The sequence below is a fragment of the Bacillaceae bacterium S4-13-56 genome, assembly GCA_040191315.1.
Lineage (GTDB): Bacteria > Bacillota > Bacilli > Bacillales > JAWJLM01 > JAWJLM01.
Map to the genome: position 1 here is coordinate 40,884 of JAWJLM010000027.1, position 15,958 is coordinate 56,841.

A 15,958-nucleotide genomic window follows, 5' to 3' on the forward strand; every position below is an offset into this window, starting at 1 on the left:
CGGGCGTGAGGTCGATAAGGTGGGTAGTCTAAGTCTGAGGTGAAAGAAAATGAGAAAAAGATATAATGAGTTAGGAAAATCTGTTGGAAAATTACCGACGGGTCCGTTAAATTCCATTACAGATGTACCTGATGTTTTGGTAGGTCATGTTACTTTGAAAGAAGAACTTAATGAAGAAAAAGTAATTCGCACAGGAGTGACAGCAATTCTTCCCCACAGCGAAAATCCTTTTTATGAAAAAGTAGAGGCTGGAAGCTTTGTATTAAATGGATTTGGTAAGTCAACTGGACTTATTCAACTTCAGGAATTAGGTGAACTTGAATCGCCGATCATGTTAACCAATACTTTTTCAGTAGGGGCTGTTCTTCAGGGAACTTTGGAAGAGATGTTGCAGCATACACCTGAAATTGGTGATACAACCGGATCGATAAATATTGTTGTTGGGGAATGTAACGATATGTTTTTAAACCATGTGAGATCATTACCTATCAAACCTCTCCACGCAAGACAGGCAATTCAACATGCTAAATCCGGAAAAGTGGAGGAAGGAGCTGTTGGTGCGGGAACGGGCATGAGTTGTCTTGGGTATAAGGGAGGAATTGGGACAAGCTCACGGAAAATTATTCATGCTGATTTGCCTATGGATTATATGATAGGAACATTAGTTGTAAGTAATTTTGGCAGGCTTTCTGAAAACCCGTTTCTTAAGGAAGATGTCAAAAAAGAAAAGTTGCCAGATGGGTCTATTATGATTATCATTGCCACGGATTTACCTTTACAATCAAGACAACTAAACCGCTTGGCTAAGAGAGCTTCGATTGGATTAGGGCGTTCGGGAAGTCATATACATCATGGGAGTGGAGATATTATCATTGCCTTTTCGAATGGAAACAAAAAACCTCATTTTTCTAAAGGACCTTTAGAGAATAAAATCATTCTCCGAGATGATCATGAGGTTATGAATGATATTTTTCAGGCAGTTATTGAAGCAACGGAAGAGTCCATTTATAATTCCTTAACAATGGCGGAAACTACAAAAGGAAGAAATGGTAGGGTAAGGGAAGGGATTCCATTAGATAAGATTGCAAGAAAAACAAATTAAAAAAGAGCTTGCACGTTTTTAATAGTATCAGCTTTATCCCGCATGAACGACAGTAATACCCCCACCTCAAATCTTAAGTGAAACGAAAAGAGTAGATGGGGGATAAACTACCAGGGGCATTTAGGTCATACCCTGGGCGCTAACAATCAGTGGGTGACGGCCACTGATTGAATGAAGTTTTACTTTATCTTTTGTTAAATCCTTGTTTTTTGATGTAATCTGTTACATCCATTCGTATAGGTTTTTGTAACCGTCTAATCATTTGATCAGACCAGTTATCTATTCTTTGATTCATTGAGCGTTGTTTATAATACTTTTGTGCTTTTTCGTTAAATTCCTGTACGGCATTTGACGTATTTCCGTATTCATTTTCAAAAAAAACTGCTTCCATTGGAAGTCTCGGTTTCTTTTCAGGTTTTTCAGTAGGTTCCCCAAACACCATACCAAACAATGGGATTACATGCTTTGGGAGGTTGAAGAGGCTTCCGACTTTCTCTATTTGATTCCGGATACTTCCAATATAACAGATTCCTAAGTTCATACTTTCAGCTGCAATTGCGGCGTTTTGAGCTGCTAAGGCAACATCAATACTAGCAACCAGAAAATGCTCCGTATTTTCTAAATTGGGTTTGAGTTGTTCAAAGTCATCCTGATTTGCCGTTGTAGTAAGTCTATTTAGATCAGCGCAAAAGATCATCAGATACCCATTATTTTCAACGTAAGATTGACCGGTGATCTCGGCTAATATTTTTTTCTTTTTCTTGTCCGTAACACCGATTATACTATAAGCTTGCATATAACTTGAGGTAGAAGCAGATTGGGCAGATAATACAATTTGGTCAATTTCTTCCTTTGTCAATTGTTTTGATGAAAAAGACCGGATTGACCGGTGTTGTAAGAGTATTTCAATAGTTGGATTCATGATTAAAAACTCCTTTAATTTTGCAAAAGACTATTCTCGATGGATTCATCCTCTTTCCCTATTTCTTCATTTTCATTTTCGTTTTCTATTTCCATTTTTTGAGGTTTAAAGGTCACAGGAATTTCCATGGTTGGTAGAGGTAGATCTTGATTATACCATTTTATTAAATCTTCATCACTAGGATCCATTATATCTGGAATCATTATACTTAATTCGTCCTCATTCAGCCAAGTAACAGCGGTAATTGGATATGTACCATCTACTTTTAGCTTTGAATCCCCAGAATATAGTATAAGTTCTTCCCATTTTTCTAAATCTATAATCTTAAATTTATCTGTAGTTACAACACTATCTTTATTCTGAAAAAAAACAAGAGCAACCTTTGTTCTTTCTGGGGAAAAATAGGCTTCTTTAAATTTAGTTAAATCAGCAACAAGGATCGAGAAGATTTCATCCTGGAGGATATGCAACAAAATGTATGATTTTCTCATAATATCTGGTCCGTATTCTAGCAAATAAATGGATTCTTCTTGTTCCAAAGATAAAAGGCGCATTCTTTGTAGTTCCGCTTCAGGATCCTCGGAGACTTTTAAATATCCATGGAGTAATGGAACATCTTCCATATGAAAAGTAACAGTTCCCGTGTCGAAAGGTAAAGTGATTTCTTGAATATCCTCAGGTTCCTCAATTGTTTCATAGGTGGTTTTCGGTTCTTCCATAGAACCTTCTTCAAATCTAGGTTCAACTGTAACCTCATGATTGCTGCCTCTCCACTCACTCAAAATTAGAAAAATCCCTATCAAGGAAAAGGTTAAAATAATAAAAATGAGTAAGGCTTTTCGAGGTAAATTATGGAACATTTTACATGTTCCCTCCTTTTAAACTCCTTTATCCTGCATAACGGACAGTCATACCGCACCTCAAATCTTTAGTAAAACGAGAAGAGTAGGTGGGGGGATAAACTGCCCGTAAATGTCCGAATGGTTTAAGGGCCTCATGCCCTTGGGTGCTAACAATCAGTCAGCAAAGGCCACTGATTAAAAGTTTCACTTTATTATAACAGGATTCTTGATAAATATGCATCTACTTGTAATTGACAAACAGGTAATTTTCCTCGAAGATAGGTACTAAATCTATGGATAAGAATATCTTTTTATAGAAACTTATTCTATTATTAGGTCATACTCTTGGTTGCTAACATTAGTGGGGGACGGCCACTGATTGAAGTTTCACTTTATACACCAAAAAAAGCTTATGAATTGTTCGAATTTTCTTGTTTCGAAGGGCGCTTGTGCTTTTCTAATTTCTTTCTAAACAAGTAGATTAGGGTTGTATAGAGTCTATTCGAATCACATTCTAGGCCGACTAATCATACAATACACCATATCACAATAGGTGGTGATGGGTATGAAGTGGGTCTACTGGTTAGATGCTTTAATTGTGTTAATTTTGCTCGGTAGTGTAGGACTTCATGCTATGGGAAAAATAGAAGATCTTTTGTTAATCATCGTCGCAATACCTTCGTTAGTGTACCTGGTTGTTTTGACAGATTTTCTACACAAAAAATTCGCCAATGCCAAAAAACACAGAAAAAATAAGTTATAATGGTTGTATCTTATAGGGAAAGGGTGGTATTCCCTAACACCCTTTTTATATATCATTTACTAACAAATGTTAACCATTGAATTCTGCAAGAATTTTGCAAATTTCTATACTATAATTCAATGGAGTAAGCTGGTGCAAAGGGTTTGGTAATAAAGATGAATGACCTTTATAATAAAGTGGGAAGTTTCTTTAGTGAATCTTTTTTGGAGATTGCCTATCAATTTGAACAAAAAATTAGCGCCGCATTCCCCTTCAAAATCTTGTAGTTATAATATAGCAGCTCGTTATTTTATTCGGCCATATCAAAAATCCATGTCTGAAAATTCATGGGTGTCCTTGCAGGCCAAAGTTCCTGTAGTGGCAAAAAGAACATCACAAACTTTATCTTCGTTAATTAGTCTTCACCAGGCAATTAAGTCACCAAGGGTGGCTTAATCGTGCTTGTTTGTACTGTATTCAAGATAAGGGATGTTCCATCAAATTGCGTAAGCAATTAGTTGGAGAGGTTCACACAAGGGAGAAGGATAGGGACAATTTCTCAAAAAACAGCAGGTGTTTTTTTGTTTATATTGGGTGTTATTGATACTCTAACCTACTAGTAGCATTAAGGGGGAAGAATATGGATAAAAAGAGAAAAAGATTTTGGTTTCGATTGCTTTTACTTTTGGTATTAGTGGGCTTAACCATTATATTTATCGTAAATAGTCTACAAGATGAGAAAAAAAGAATAGATACAGGAGATATGGCCCCTGATTTTATTTTAGAAACTTTAGACGGGGAAAAGGTACAACTAAGTGATTATCGTGGACAAGGCGTTTTTTTGAATTTTTGGGCAACCTATTGTCCACCGTGTAAAGAAGAAATGCCATATATGGAGAACCAATATCATTATTTTAAAGATAAAGGTGTGACCGTTTTAGCTGTTGATGTAGGCGAGCCTAAAGTTACTGTCGAAGGCTTTGTCAACGAGTATGGACTCACTTTTCCGATATTACTTGATCCTTCAGAGGACGTGATGAACGCATATGGTATTGGACAGCTCCCTGTGACTTTTTTAGTAGATAAAGAAGGAATGGTTATTGATCGTATTACCTCAGGTTTAACAGAAGAACAGATCTATGATTATATGGAGCAAATTCAGCCATAAAATGGACAAATAAAAAGATTATCTTTTCAAGTTCTCTCAAATTTCTTATACTACTCTAAAGAGGTGAGAGTATTTGAATACATATCGAGAAGGGACAATAGATGATCTACCTAGTATTCTATCCATTGAGAATCAGGAAATTTTAAACGGTGTTGCCTTATTTGATGTAGAACCAAAGACAATAGAAGAAAAAGTAATCTGGTTTGAACAATTTAAAGACTGTAATACATTAATTGTGGTTGATGTTGATGGAGAAATGGCGGGGTATGCTTATGTGTTGCCCTATCATCAAAAGCTCGCCTATCAATATACAGCGCAACTTTCCATTTATATTGATCCAACTTATCAAGGAAAAGGGATCGGAAAAGAATTACTGAAACAATGCTTGCAAAAGTCAGAGGAAGTAGGGTATAAGACAGTACTTTCTTTAATTACTAGTGAAAATGAGAAAAGTATCAAGTTGCATGAAAAGTTTGGATTTAAATTAGTTGGTACCATGAAAAAAGTAGGCTTTAAATTTGATCGTTGGTTGGATGTCTCTATATATCAATGGTTTTCTTCTGCAAATTTTTAATCGAAACATTATCAAATGAAAGTCGTCTTCTGCAGGCGACTTTTTTACAAGATAAAGTATAAAATTTGTCTAGCTCCAGCGCCCTATCGACTAGAGTCGGTTCCCTCCTCTCCATCGATAAGTCAACATCGATGAAGGAGGTTCGGTTAAAAACGCGACATCCAATTACTCGGCCCACCGAAAACATTTGTCGCAACACCGAACTGACTCGCATCCTGCGAGCCCTCGTGAACCGTGTTTCCTTTGGGCCTACACGATGTAGGTCACGTCGGCGTTGTCACACGATGTGACGGTTTTAGCCGACGATCCTTAATCCACCGCCTTACGTCGATGATCAAGGGCGCTTGCGCTTTTCTTACTAAAGAGGGGATACAATGGATAAACATTCAGATATCATACGGAAACGTTATAATCGTGTGTCATCGATCTATGATATGATGGATCGAATGATTAAAGAAAAGTGGAGAGAGGATTTACTTAGCAGTTTATCCGGTAAAATCCTCGAAGTTGGGGTTGGGACTGGAGCGAACTTTCCTTTTTATTCAAAAGAGGCTGAAGTAATAGGTATAGATTTTAGTGAAGGTATGTTGAAAAAAGCAGAGAAAAGATTAGAAAAAGACTCCTATAAGGCATCCATTCAGATAGTCAAAATGGACGCTCAAGATATGGTTTTTGATGATCATGAATTCGATTATGTAGTAACAAGCTGTGTATTCTGTTCGGTTCCTGATCCAGTAAAAGGGATGAAGGAAATGAAAAGAGTTTGTAAGCAGGATGGACAAATTCTAATGTTAGAACATATGAAAAGTAACAATCCATTGCTAGGTCCCATCATGGATGTATTGAATCCCTTAACAGTTTCTCTTTGGGGAGCGAACATTAATCGAAAAACATTAGATAATCTACATAAAGCTGGGATAAAAGTTACGGAAACAGAAGACTTGTTCGGTGGTATTATGAAAAAAATTAAAGCAACACCAAAATAAAAAGAGTTGGAATTTATACATTGTCCTGCCCTATTTGTCTTATACATTTGCTTGCTTTTTGGAGCTTCATTAGCTTCTAAACGTTCCCCAATGAAAAAGATGATTCCTAAAATGTAAGGAATCATCTTATTCTTTAGTGTTCATAAATCATTTTTTTCGTCATTCCACCATCTACAACAATATTTTCCCCCGTTACAAAAGTATTTTCAGGGTCAGTTAAATAAAAGGATGCTTTCGCAACATCTTCTGGTCTTCCAACCCTCAACGATGGATGCTGAGAGTGATCAATTAGCCGCAATCCGTCGTACTGTCTAGTTTCAATCCATCCAGGGCTAATAGAATTTACCCGAATATGATAAGGGCTTAATGTCATGCTTAGGGCATGGGTTAAGCTGAAAATCCCCCCTTTGGAAGAGGAATATGCTTCTGTATTTGGTTCTGACATAAAAGCCCTTGTACTTGCCATATTTACGATTCTTCCATGAATGTTTAGATCCTTCCAGCGTTTCGCTAATTCTTGTGAGCAGAGAAAGACACTTCTAAGATTTGTTTGAATGACATTTTCCCAATCTTCTACAGTTAATGAAAAGAAGTCTTTAAAGGTGCTAATACCAGCATTGTTGATTAATATAGTTGGAATCCCAATCTCCATTTCAAGTTTTTGAATGGTTCTTTGTATCTGATCGGGATTTCTAAGGTCGCAAAAATAAAAGTAAGCCTTTGATGGAAGGGTGTCCACGAGTTCTCTTCCTTTTCTCTCATCTAAATCCAAAATTATTACAGTTGCACCTTGGTCACTATATGCTTTGGCAAGTCCTTGTCCTATACCATTGCTTCCTCCGGTAATCATCACAATATCATTTTGAAATTTCATTTAAGTGTACCTCCCTTTTCTTATATGCTGACAACTCCCACAGCTGTAGCAGTGGGGTTCTAGGATACTAACAAGCTTATCTCTTATGCCCTTATCTTTCCTTTCGGGAAGAGTTTCCACCAAAGTACTGGCTTGAATTCTCCTAAAACATTAACGGACGTATTGCGGTATAGCAAGGCACTACTCTCAACAAGCCTAGAAAGACTCTTGATATGCTCCTCGTTCCGACTTCTTTTGGACGTTGTCATGACCAATCAGGTTTGTTTTATGCGATAAACCAACGCAATGTGTTGCTTTGTGATTGTTTTAACTGTGCAATCTCGCAGTTATGCAATTCAATAAAATGATCCCACTGTTCGTGGCATAAGTTTACATCAATAGAGTGAAGAGTTTTATTCCTGTTTCTTATTAAAAACGCACTATTTAAATCGCGTTGAATCAGAAATTCCCCAAAATCATTCCACCTTTCTGAAAGTTGTTTTTGTTATATTCTCCTTTGATATGGTTAAATTGACTCGCTTTGCTATTGATTTTCCAAGTCGCTTCTTCCGATTGATTTTCCCATTCTTTTGATTACGAGTTTTCTGTTTCGAATGCTTTTGCAAGGACTGAAATCGCATGGTTTCGAGAACCGAGAGAGAGGATTTCATTCGCCGATTTTTCATGTGTCATTTTCCGTTGAACCGTGATCATACGATAATGTTCTTTTCTTTTTTTTCGCAACTTACGCCATTAAGACTAGGTGATAAGCCGAGTGTTCCAATTTCAGAAAAAATGTTTTTTTATTAGTAGGAATAATGACAGGATATCGATAATAAAATGATTTTGTCGGTTTTCTTGGGTATAAAGGGTAATTCCCTTTAACTATATAGTATATGCCAAATCGTAAGTAAAGGAGGGATTGATAATGACAATTCATTTGTTTTCATTTGCCATCTCGGTGAAACGTCAACAAAAAAGTTTGCCTGATTACGGAATAAAAGTTCCGACTCACCCTGAAGACAAGGGTTTTGATTGTAAGCAAAAGTATATGTTACAAAATTTCTTGTAGGGGGAAAGGAACTATTTAATAAGGGAGAGATGATGATGATAAAAAGCAGGCTTGCGTATTTTTTAGATTGGTTCGAAGTAGTGAAAGATAGCGCGTAAAATTTGGGATTAACGGAGGAGATATAACAATGAAATTGAATATCTTATTTTTAACAATTTCATTCGTCGACGTTTAGATTCAGAAGTTGATGAATCGTTTGAAAGAGCACATGACATTGCTCATAAGATTGAACTTACAAAACCAAATATATTTGGTAACCAAATGAAGTGCTGCCTGATTAGATCGGGCAGCATTTTTAATTCAAGAAAGTATAAAATTTGTCTAGCTCCAGCGAAAAAGCATCATCGAGTAATCTTCGAAGTTTTTGCCCCAAGTAATCGCACAAAGGAAAGCTACATAGAGCTACTTCGCAGAAACAAGTGCTTTTCTTGTTTCGAAGGGCGCTTGCACTTTTCTTATCCGAACATAGTTATCCTCTTAGCCATTGGTTGACATCTAGTTGTTCTAATAAGGAATCAGCGTTATCTAACTGTCCTTTAGAACGTTGCCATTGGTCGAGTAAATCTGCATATTGTTGCTGATCACCGTCCGTTTGTACTTGTTGTAATTGGTGATCAAGGGACTGAAACTGCGAGGATAGTGCCTCACGACTTTCCGTGATTTTATTTTTGTAATTTTCCCATTCCGAAACATAAGGATGATCCATCCAATCACTCCTTTCTCATTTTCCATAGTTTTTCCTCTTATGAGGGGCTATATACTTTGCAGATGAAAAATTACACTTCAAATGTGACAAATGTGAACAAAACAAGACACAAAAAAGTAGTTTGTTATCTACATGATTTTACGAGTCTTTTTTTTACAATAATTAATGAGATTAAAATATTCACTATAAAGAGATTTGTTGGAGGGATTACTATCATGTTTCGTTCACAACCAAGGGTTGTTTTTTTTGAGTTAACAGAAGGGTGTAATTTAAAGTGTATTCACTGTAGAGCAACTGCTCAACCTCAGCGTTCTAAAGACGAACTTTCCACAGAAAAAGTTTTTGAAGTTATAGATCAAATCGCTACTTTTGATCATCCTATTTTGATACTTACTGGTGGAGAGCCTTTGTATCGTCCAGACTTTTTTGAAATTGCCAAATATGCTAGTTCAAAGCCAATCACTGTTGCTATGGCATCTAATGGAACCTTAATAACAAAAGAAGTGGCAAAAAAAATCAAGGACGCAGGAATTCATCGGGTAGCGATTAGCTTTGATGGACCAAGTCCTTCTATTCATGATCAATTCCGAGGACTTCCAGGATCTTTTGAAAGAGCTTTAGAAGGGGCTCGTTTAGTAAGAGAAGTTGGGGTAGAGGTCCAATTTAATACAACGATTACAAGACATAATGTGAATGAAATAGAAGCTATGATTGAATTAGGAAATAAGGAAAAAATAAATGCTTTACATTTATTTATGCTAGTTCCTGTAGGTTGTGGGGCGCAAATTACTGAAACCAATATGCTTTCTTCGGATGAATATGAAGAAGTATTAACATGGTTTTATAATCGTTCAAAGGAAGTTGATTTTGAAATCAGGGCTACATGTGCTCCACATTATTATCGAATCATGAGACAAATTGCGAAAGATAAAAAAGAGAGAATTGTTTCAAAATCACATGGAATGTCTGCTATGACAAAAGGATGTTTGGCTGGAACAGGTGTGTTGTTCGTTTCCCATAAGGGTAAAATTCAGCCTTGTGGCTATCTTCCAGTAGAAGCGGGAGATGTAACGAAACAATCTTTAAACGATATATGGAATAATAGTCCTGTTTTTCATAGGCTAAGAGACCAATCGGCTTTAGAAGGAAAGTGTGGATTTTGTGAGTATACGAATGTTTGTGGAGGCTGTAGGGCGAGAGCCTACTATGGCACAGAGGATTTTATGGCACCAGAACCTTACTGTAATTATGAACCGATGGTTTAAATAAAAGGACAGGCAGCCGCCTGTCCTTTTAAGATATAAAAATGTGACAGAAGTCATACCAAAATCCTCATCTTTCCTGTACAATAAGACCAAACAAGTGATGGTATGAGAATAACGGAAATTTCAGAAAGGTAGATTTTAATGTTCGAGTTTCGAAAACCGATACAAATAAAAGAAGCTGTCGAAAGAGTTATGAAATATAGAATAGAAAAAGAAAGCGAATCTATTTCTTTACAGGATTGTGAAGGTAGATATTTAGCAGAGGATGTAATTTCCAGCCACCCTGTGCCGCCTTTTGATAAAGCTCCATATGACGGATATGCCATCCGATCTGAAGACACTAGAAATGCATCCCTTCAAAATCCTGTTAAATTTAAAGTGATTGATCATATAGGTGCTGGTCAGCTTTCTACTAAGACAGTTGGCCAATTTGAGGCAGTTCGTATTATGACTGGTGCACAAATACCGGATGGAGCCGATTGTGTTGCAATGTTTGAAGTAACACAGGATGCTTCCGAAGGCGATTCTCCATTTTTTACGTTAAAGCGAAAGCTAAAAAAAGGGGAAAATGTGGGTCTGAAAGGCAGTGAGACATCTGAAGGAGCTGTATTAGTAAAAAAAGGTTCGCGAATAAATCCTGGTATAAAGGCTCTTTTAGCTACCTTTGGTTACTCCTATATTAAAGTGGCAAGGCAACCAAGAGTGGGGCTTTTTGCTACTGGTACAGAGCTGCTTGATGTAGATGAACCACTGGTTCCGGGCAAAATCAGAAACTCTAATGCACACATGATTTCCGCTCAAATTAAAAGAGCTGGAGGGATCCCGGTCTATCTAGGGAAATTGGTAGATGATTTTGATTTATGTTTCCAAGCTCTTCAAAAAGCAATTGATGATGTAGACTTTTTAATAACAACTGGAGGAGTTTCTGTCGGAGATTATGATCTAATGCCTGAAATCTATGATAAACTAGGAGCTAAGGTATTGTTTAATAAAATAGCGATGAGACCCGGAAGTGTTACAACAGTTGCGGCTTTAGGTAAGAAATTACTGTTTGGCCTTTCGGGTAATCCATCCGCTTGTTATGTGGGTTTTGAACTTTTTTCAAGACCGATTATACAGGCAGCTCAGTATACAGAAAGACCTTTTACACCAAAAATAGAAGCGACTTTAGGGACTGATTTTCCTAAAGCAAATCCTTTTATGAGATTTGTAAGGAGTTATATTGACTTTGAAGATGGTCAAGTCTTTGTTTATCCTGCAGGATTAGATAAATCTGCAGCGGTCACCTCTTTAGCTGATACAAATGCATTAATGATTCTTCCGGGTGGGACAAGAGGCTATGAAAAAGGTGATAAGGTGGATGTGCTTTTGTTAGAGACACTTCAAGGAAGTTCTGTCATTTGGGAATAGTTTCACTTATTTTGTAAAGGAGAGGGGAGAGGGATAACGATGACAAATCACGACTCTTCTGTGGTAGATCGTTTAAATAGACCATTAAAAGATTTGCGTATATCTGTAATAGATCAATGTAATTTTAGATGCACTTATTGTATGCCTGCAGAAATATTTGGAGATGATTATCGTTTTTTACCTGCGAAAGAATTATTGAGCTTTGATGAAATTGTAAGATTGGCCGAAATTTTTTCTAAACTTGGTGTTGAGAAAATCCGCTTAACGGGAGGAGAACCCCTACTTAGAAAAAATTTATCTGAACTCATTTCTAAATTATATGAAATTGAGGGAATTAAGGATATAGCGCTTACTACCAATGGCATTTTTTTACCAAAATATGCTAATGAGTTAAAGGCGGCTGGATTAAGTAGAGTTAACGTTAGCCTTGATGCAATTGAGGATGAAGTTTTTCAATCTATTAATGGCAGAGGTGTGAAAACGAGTCCTGTATTGAAGGGGATTGAAGCTGCTCAAAAGGCAGGACTAAAAGTCAAAGTGAACATGGTTGTGAAAAAAGGATTAAATGAAGACCAGGTTGTACCAATGGCTAAATACTTCCGAGATAAGGACATTGTGCTGCGTTACATTGAATTTATGGATGTCGGTAATTCCAATGGTTGGAATTTAGAATCTGTTGTTACAAAAAAAGAAATTATTGATATGATTAGTAAAGAAATTCCACTTGAGCCAACGGACCCCAATTATTTTGGTGAAGTTGCTTCTAGATACCGTTACCAGGATGGTAAAGGCGAGATTGGCGTTATTTCGTCGGTAACTGATGCATTTTGTGGAAGCTGTACAAGAGCTAGATTGTCCGCAGATGGAAAAATCTATACATGTCTTTTTGCATCGGACGGATATGATGTTCGGCATCTTATGAGAGAAGGAGCTAACGATCACATGATCACTTTAGAAATGATCAAGCTCTGGACAAAGAGAAACGATCGGTATTCAGAGGACCGAGCCAACTCAAAACCGATTAAAAAGAAAAAAATCGAGATGTCTTATATTGGAGGCTAAAATCTAGGCATAGGGAGGTAGAAGAGGGAAGTGAAGACCTTTAAACTTGTTTCTTTAGATATAATCGATGAGAAAGAAGAAGAAATTGTTCAAACTCCATTAGAGTTAATAGATGGATTGATTGTTAACCGAGAGGATGAACAAAATCGCTGGGTGGTCGAAGCCTTTTTATCCAAAGATTATTTGCCCTTGTTTTCTTCTTATATTGAAGATGATGAAAATGTAATGCTCCAGGCAGTGATTACCAAAAAAAGCAATCGTCCTGCTATGGTGTTAGCAAAGGTGATTGAGTACAATGAAATTGGAGATCACATCAATGTTTTATTCATTGGAACATTAATTGACCGTAAACAGGATCAAGTAGAAAAAATGCTAAAACGGCTCATTGATGAGGGTTATCAAGGTGATGAACTTTTTGAAAAATTTAAAGAGCTAACGGCTTACAGTTCCTAAAAAAGGGTTGTCCGCTTTGGGCAACTCTTTTTTGATGCTCAGGTTTTAATAAAAATTATATATGTTTCTTAAGGTGCGAACTTTTGTGAATTAGCAGGAATTTGACGATTCATGCAGAATTTTATACATAGATATAGAAAAACGGGGTCAAGTTGTTGGAAATTAACACTTTACATAATGTGTCAACAGCATTGGAGGAAATGACATGTCACGTTCGATTTCGCTACCTATTGATCAATGGTTATTAGATCATCTTCATGATGCCTTACTATTTGTAGATCATGAGGGAATGATAGTTAAAGCAAATGAAGCTGCCCATTCCCTAATTGGTCATTATGAATTATCTAGACATAGTGTTTTTGATTATTTTGATTTTGAGATTCTTAAAGAGAAGAAGGAATCACATGTACTAATGGAAATACGTGATGGTTCAAAACGATATTTTCAAATTAAGTGTCTACAATTTGAGCAAGACCACTTATATTGTCTACTTCTTCATCCATTATCTGTGCAAGCGAATGTTGAAAAGTTGAAGACCTATATAAAAAAGATTAACTATCCTAGTGAAGGACTAGTATTATTCCATAATGGCCTTATTATAGACTGTGATTCAGCATTTTCAAACATGCTAGGATATGAAGTGCGTGATTTGTTAAAAAAGCCATTATTAGAGTTAATAGACGAGACTTCTTACGCTATAAGTATGGAGGAAGATAAGGATTGTTTTGAACATACATATAACTTAATCGGAAAGACAAAAGATGGGAATATATTACATATTGAAGGAATCGTTTTTCCTTACCCTAACTTTGATGAAAAACTAAAAGTAGCGGTAGTTAGAGATGTGACAGAACGGGTGAATCAAGAGAAAGTTATTGAGTACATCACTTACTATGATGATCTTACTGGATTGCCTAATCGAACCCTTTTTGATCTGACATTGAAAGATGCTATTGAATTTGCAAAAAAACAACAAGAACAAATGGCTGTATATTTTGTTGATGTTGATTACTTTAAGCAGATAAATGATACATTGGGTTACACGGTTGGTGATGATCTTTTAAGGGAATGTACAGAACGATTAAAAAAATTAATCGACGGAAATCAATTTCTTGCTAGAATGAGCGGAGACGAATTTATTATCCTTCAGAGAGAATTAAAAGACATAAAAGAAACAGAAAAATTCGCTGAAAAACTTATTCAGTCTTTCCATACTCCAATTCAAATAGGGGATTATGAAATATTTACGTCCATTAGTATTGGGATAAGCATTTATCCTGAGAATGGTTATGATGCGAATGACTTAATTAAGCATGCGGATTCTGCAATGTATGTTGTGAAAGAAAAAAACAGAAGTCATTATAAACTTTTCGAATCTTCTATTTCAGAAAATTTTAGAGCCCGGTTAACAATGGAAAATGAACTTCGCAGAGCTATGCGCGAAAATCAATTTGAAATTCATTATCAGCCCCAAAAGGAGATTGAATCTGGTCGAGTGGTTGGTTTAGAAGCGCTAATAAGGTGGAACCACCCTGTGCGCGGGTTAGTTTCTCCAGGGAGTTTCATTCCTATTGCTGAAAAAACCGGTCTTATCGTTGAATTAGGCTATTGGGTTTTACGTGAAGCTTGCAGGCAAAACAAGGAATGGCAAAATCAAGGATATGAACCCTTTGTTGTTAGTGTGAATTTGTCAGCAAAGCAATTCCATTCAAAAAATCTGGTTCAAAAGGTAGAAGAGATATTAAAAGAGACGGGATTACATCCCAAGTATTTAGAGTTGGAAATTACCGAAAGTATAGCAATGACAAATGAAGATAAGATTATTTTTACTCTTCAAGGTTTGCGGAAATTAGGAGTTCATGTGTCAATTGATGATTTTGGAACGGGCTACTCTTCTTTAAAATATTTAAGTCAATTTCCGATCAGCAAATTAAAGATTGATAAAGTTTTCATTCATGAGAATAGAGAACGAAATCAAGCTATAATTAAATCGATTATCCATATGTCACATTCTTTAAATATGAAGGTCATTGCTGAGGGTGTCGAAACAGAGGAACAACTCATATTTTTGCAAAAAGAAAAATGTGATGAAATTCAAGGTTTTTATTATAGTAAACCATTACATCCCAAAAATCTGGCCACTTTTTTAAAAATGGCTTAAATGTGAAAGAGGTTCTAGAACATTCTAGAACCTCTTTATTATTTAGGTGTTAATGTCCAATGATTAGATGTTTAACCTTTAGCTGAAGTATGCTGTTCCAACAATGATGAGTAGGATGAATAGAACAACAATTAGGGCAAAGTTGTTTCCATAGCCTGATCCACCATAATATCCGCCGCCATAGCAATAATTAGGGTATCCATATCCAAAGCCCATTAATCTCACCTCCATAAGGTTTACACTATACCTTATGAAAGGGGGAAGAGATTCGTCTATACGTCTGCCCAAAGTTTGTGAAATAATTCAATCTTCCTCATAAGATGTATCAAGGTATGGATGGGAGAACCAACCCTTTCTAAAATGTTCAGCTTCAATATAATGACGGTTTTCCCTTGTATTCCATCCGATATCATTTGTTGGATGAACCCACTCAGGTCCTGACATTACCGAGGGTTCCGTTTCAAGGCTCCAATGGTTTAAGGGGGAATTTGGAGAATCATAATAACTATCTCCAATTACGACACCATGCTCATTTTCAAAAGGCACTTCTAACTCATGGTCAGTACCATTGAAGGAAGGGGCATTGATTTGATGAGGTAATGATGTAACCGTCAAGTGAAAATGAACACTTTTTGCTAAT

Annotated in this window: 17 protein-coding genes and 1 pseudogene; 12 read left to right on the forward strand and 6 right to left on the reverse strand. The window is 36.5% G+C overall.

Annotated features, from left to right (window positions below; translation table 11 throughout):
* Window positions 1-49 precede the first annotated feature (49 nt).
* Window positions 50-1,102 (forward strand): P1 family peptidase, encoded by a 1,053-nt coding sequence (locus RZN25_09040; GenBank protein ID MEQ6376962.1) that lies wholly within the window; start codon window positions 50-52, stop codon window positions 1,100-1,102.
* A gap of 184 nt (window positions 1,103-1,286) precedes the next feature.
* Here RZN25_09040 and nfsA read toward each other — a convergent pair whose 3' ends face one another.
* Both nfsA and RZN25_09050 read right to left on the reverse strand, forming a co-directional pair.
* Window positions 1,287-2,024 carry an oxygen-insensitive NADPH nitroreductase gene (nfsA, locus tag RZN25_09045; protein MEQ6376963.1) on the reverse strand — a complete coding sequence of 246 codons (738 nt, stop codon included), beginning with the start codon at window positions 2,022-2,024 and terminating at the stop codon, window positions 1,287-1,289.
* Between the two features lie 14 nt (window positions 2,025-2,038).
* Complete coding sequence (locus tag RZN25_09050) at window positions 2,039-2,884, reverse strand: hypothetical protein (GenBank protein ID MEQ6376964.1); 846 nt, start codon at window positions 2,882-2,884, stop codon at window positions 2,039-2,041.
* Between the two features lie 547 nt (window positions 2,885-3,431).
* Between RZN25_09050 and RZN25_09055 the strand changes: the two genes are divergently transcribed.
* From RZN25_09055 to RZN25_09075, 5 genes are all read left to right on the forward strand, one after another.
* Window positions 3,432-3,629, forward strand: coding sequence for a hypothetical protein (locus RZN25_09055; protein MEQ6376965.1), 198 nt, complete (start codon window positions 3,432-3,434; stop codon window positions 3,627-3,629).
* 192 nt (window positions 3,630-3,821) lie between these two features.
* On the forward strand, window positions 3,822-4,064 hold the full coding sequence (locus RZN25_09060; GenBank protein MEQ6376966.1) for a hypothetical protein: 243 nt from the start codon (window positions 3,822-3,824) through the stop codon (window positions 4,062-4,064).
* A 184-nt stretch (window positions 4,065-4,248) separates the two neighbouring features.
* Window positions 4,249-4,776 (forward strand): thiol-disulfide oxidoreductase ResA, encoded by a 528-nt coding sequence (gene resA / locus RZN25_09065; protein MEQ6376967.1) that lies wholly within the window; start codon window positions 4,249-4,251, stop codon window positions 4,774-4,776.
* 73 nt (window positions 4,777-4,849) lie between these two features.
* On the forward strand, window positions 4,850-5,350 hold the full coding sequence (locus tag RZN25_09070) for an N-acetyltransferase family protein (GenBank protein ID MEQ6376968.1): 501 nt from the start codon (window positions 4,850-4,852) through the stop codon (window positions 5,348-5,350).
* Between the two features lie 374 nt (window positions 5,351-5,724).
* Window positions 5,725-6,336: a methyltransferase domain-containing protein gene (locus RZN25_09075; GenBank protein MEQ6376969.1), complete on the forward strand. Its 612-nt coding sequence runs from the start codon at window positions 5,725-5,727 to the stop codon at window positions 6,334-6,336.
* A 133-nt stretch (window positions 6,337-6,469) separates the two neighbouring features.
* On the opposite strand, the gene RZN25_09080 is transcribed toward RZN25_09075, so the two are convergent.
* Window positions 6,470-7,210, reverse strand: a complete 741-nt coding sequence (locus RZN25_09080) for an SDR family oxidoreductase (GenBank protein ID MEQ6376970.1) — start codon at window positions 7,208-7,210, stop codon at window positions 6,470-6,472.
* Between the two features lie 907 nt (window positions 7,211-8,117).
* On the opposite strand from RZN25_09080, the gene RZN25_09085 reads away from it, so the two are divergent.
* Complete coding sequence (locus RZN25_09085) at window positions 8,118-8,261, forward strand: hypothetical protein (GenBank protein MEQ6376971.1); 144 nt, start codon at window positions 8,118-8,120, stop codon at window positions 8,259-8,261.
* Window positions 8,262-8,730: 469 nt separating this feature from the next.
* Here RZN25_09085 and RZN25_09090 read toward each other — a convergent pair whose 3' ends face one another.
* Window positions 8,731-8,967, reverse strand: a complete 237-nt coding sequence (locus RZN25_09090) for a hypothetical protein (protein ID MEQ6376972.1) — start codon at window positions 8,965-8,967, stop codon at window positions 8,731-8,733.
* Window positions 8,968-9,182: 215 nt separating this feature from the next.
* Here RZN25_09090 and RZN25_09095 point away from each other — a divergent pair, with 215 nt between their 5' ends.
* The 5 genes from RZN25_09095 to RZN25_09115 all read left to right on the forward strand — a co-directional run bounded on the left by RZN25_09095 (window position 9,183) and on the right by RZN25_09115 (window position 15,318).
* Window positions 9,183-10,232, forward strand: coding sequence for a radical SAM protein (locus tag RZN25_09095; GenBank protein ID MEQ6376973.1), 1,050 nt, complete (start codon window positions 9,183-9,185; stop codon window positions 10,230-10,232).
* A 141-nt stretch (window positions 10,233-10,373) separates the two neighbouring features.
* Complete coding sequence (locus tag RZN25_09100; GenBank protein ID MEQ6376974.1) at window positions 10,374-11,642, forward strand: molybdopterin molybdotransferase MoeA; 1,269 nt, start codon at window positions 10,374-10,376, stop codon at window positions 11,640-11,642.
* 39 nt (window positions 11,643-11,681) lie between these two features.
* On the forward strand, window positions 11,682-12,704 hold the full coding sequence (gene moaA / locus RZN25_09105) for a GTP 3',8-cyclase MoaA (protein ID MEQ6376975.1): 1,023 nt from the start codon (window positions 11,682-11,684) through the stop codon (window positions 12,702-12,704).
* Window positions 12,705-12,734: 30 nt separating this feature from the next.
* Window positions 12,735-13,157, forward strand: a complete 423-nt coding sequence (locus tag RZN25_09110) for a YwpF-like family protein (protein ID MEQ6376976.1) — start codon at window positions 12,735-12,737, stop codon at window positions 13,155-13,157.
* Window positions 13,158-13,362: 205 nt separating this feature from the next.
* Window positions 13,363-15,318: an EAL domain-containing protein gene (locus RZN25_09115; protein ID MEQ6376977.1), complete on the forward strand. Its 1,956-nt coding sequence runs from the start codon at window positions 13,363-13,365 to the stop codon at window positions 15,316-15,318.
* 78 nt (window positions 15,319-15,396) lie between these two features.
* On the opposite strand, the pseudogene RZN25_09120 reads toward RZN25_09115, so the two are convergent.
* A pseudogene (locus RZN25_09120) lies at window positions 15,397-15,474 on the reverse strand (YjcZ family sporulation protein).
* A 147-nt stretch (window positions 15,475-15,621) separates the two neighbouring features.
* Window positions 15,622-15,933: a DUF3905 domain-containing protein gene (locus tag RZN25_09125; protein MEQ6376978.1), complete on the reverse strand. Its 312-nt coding sequence runs from the start codon at window positions 15,931-15,933 to the stop codon at window positions 15,622-15,624.
* Window positions 15,934-15,958 lie beyond the last annotated feature (25 nt).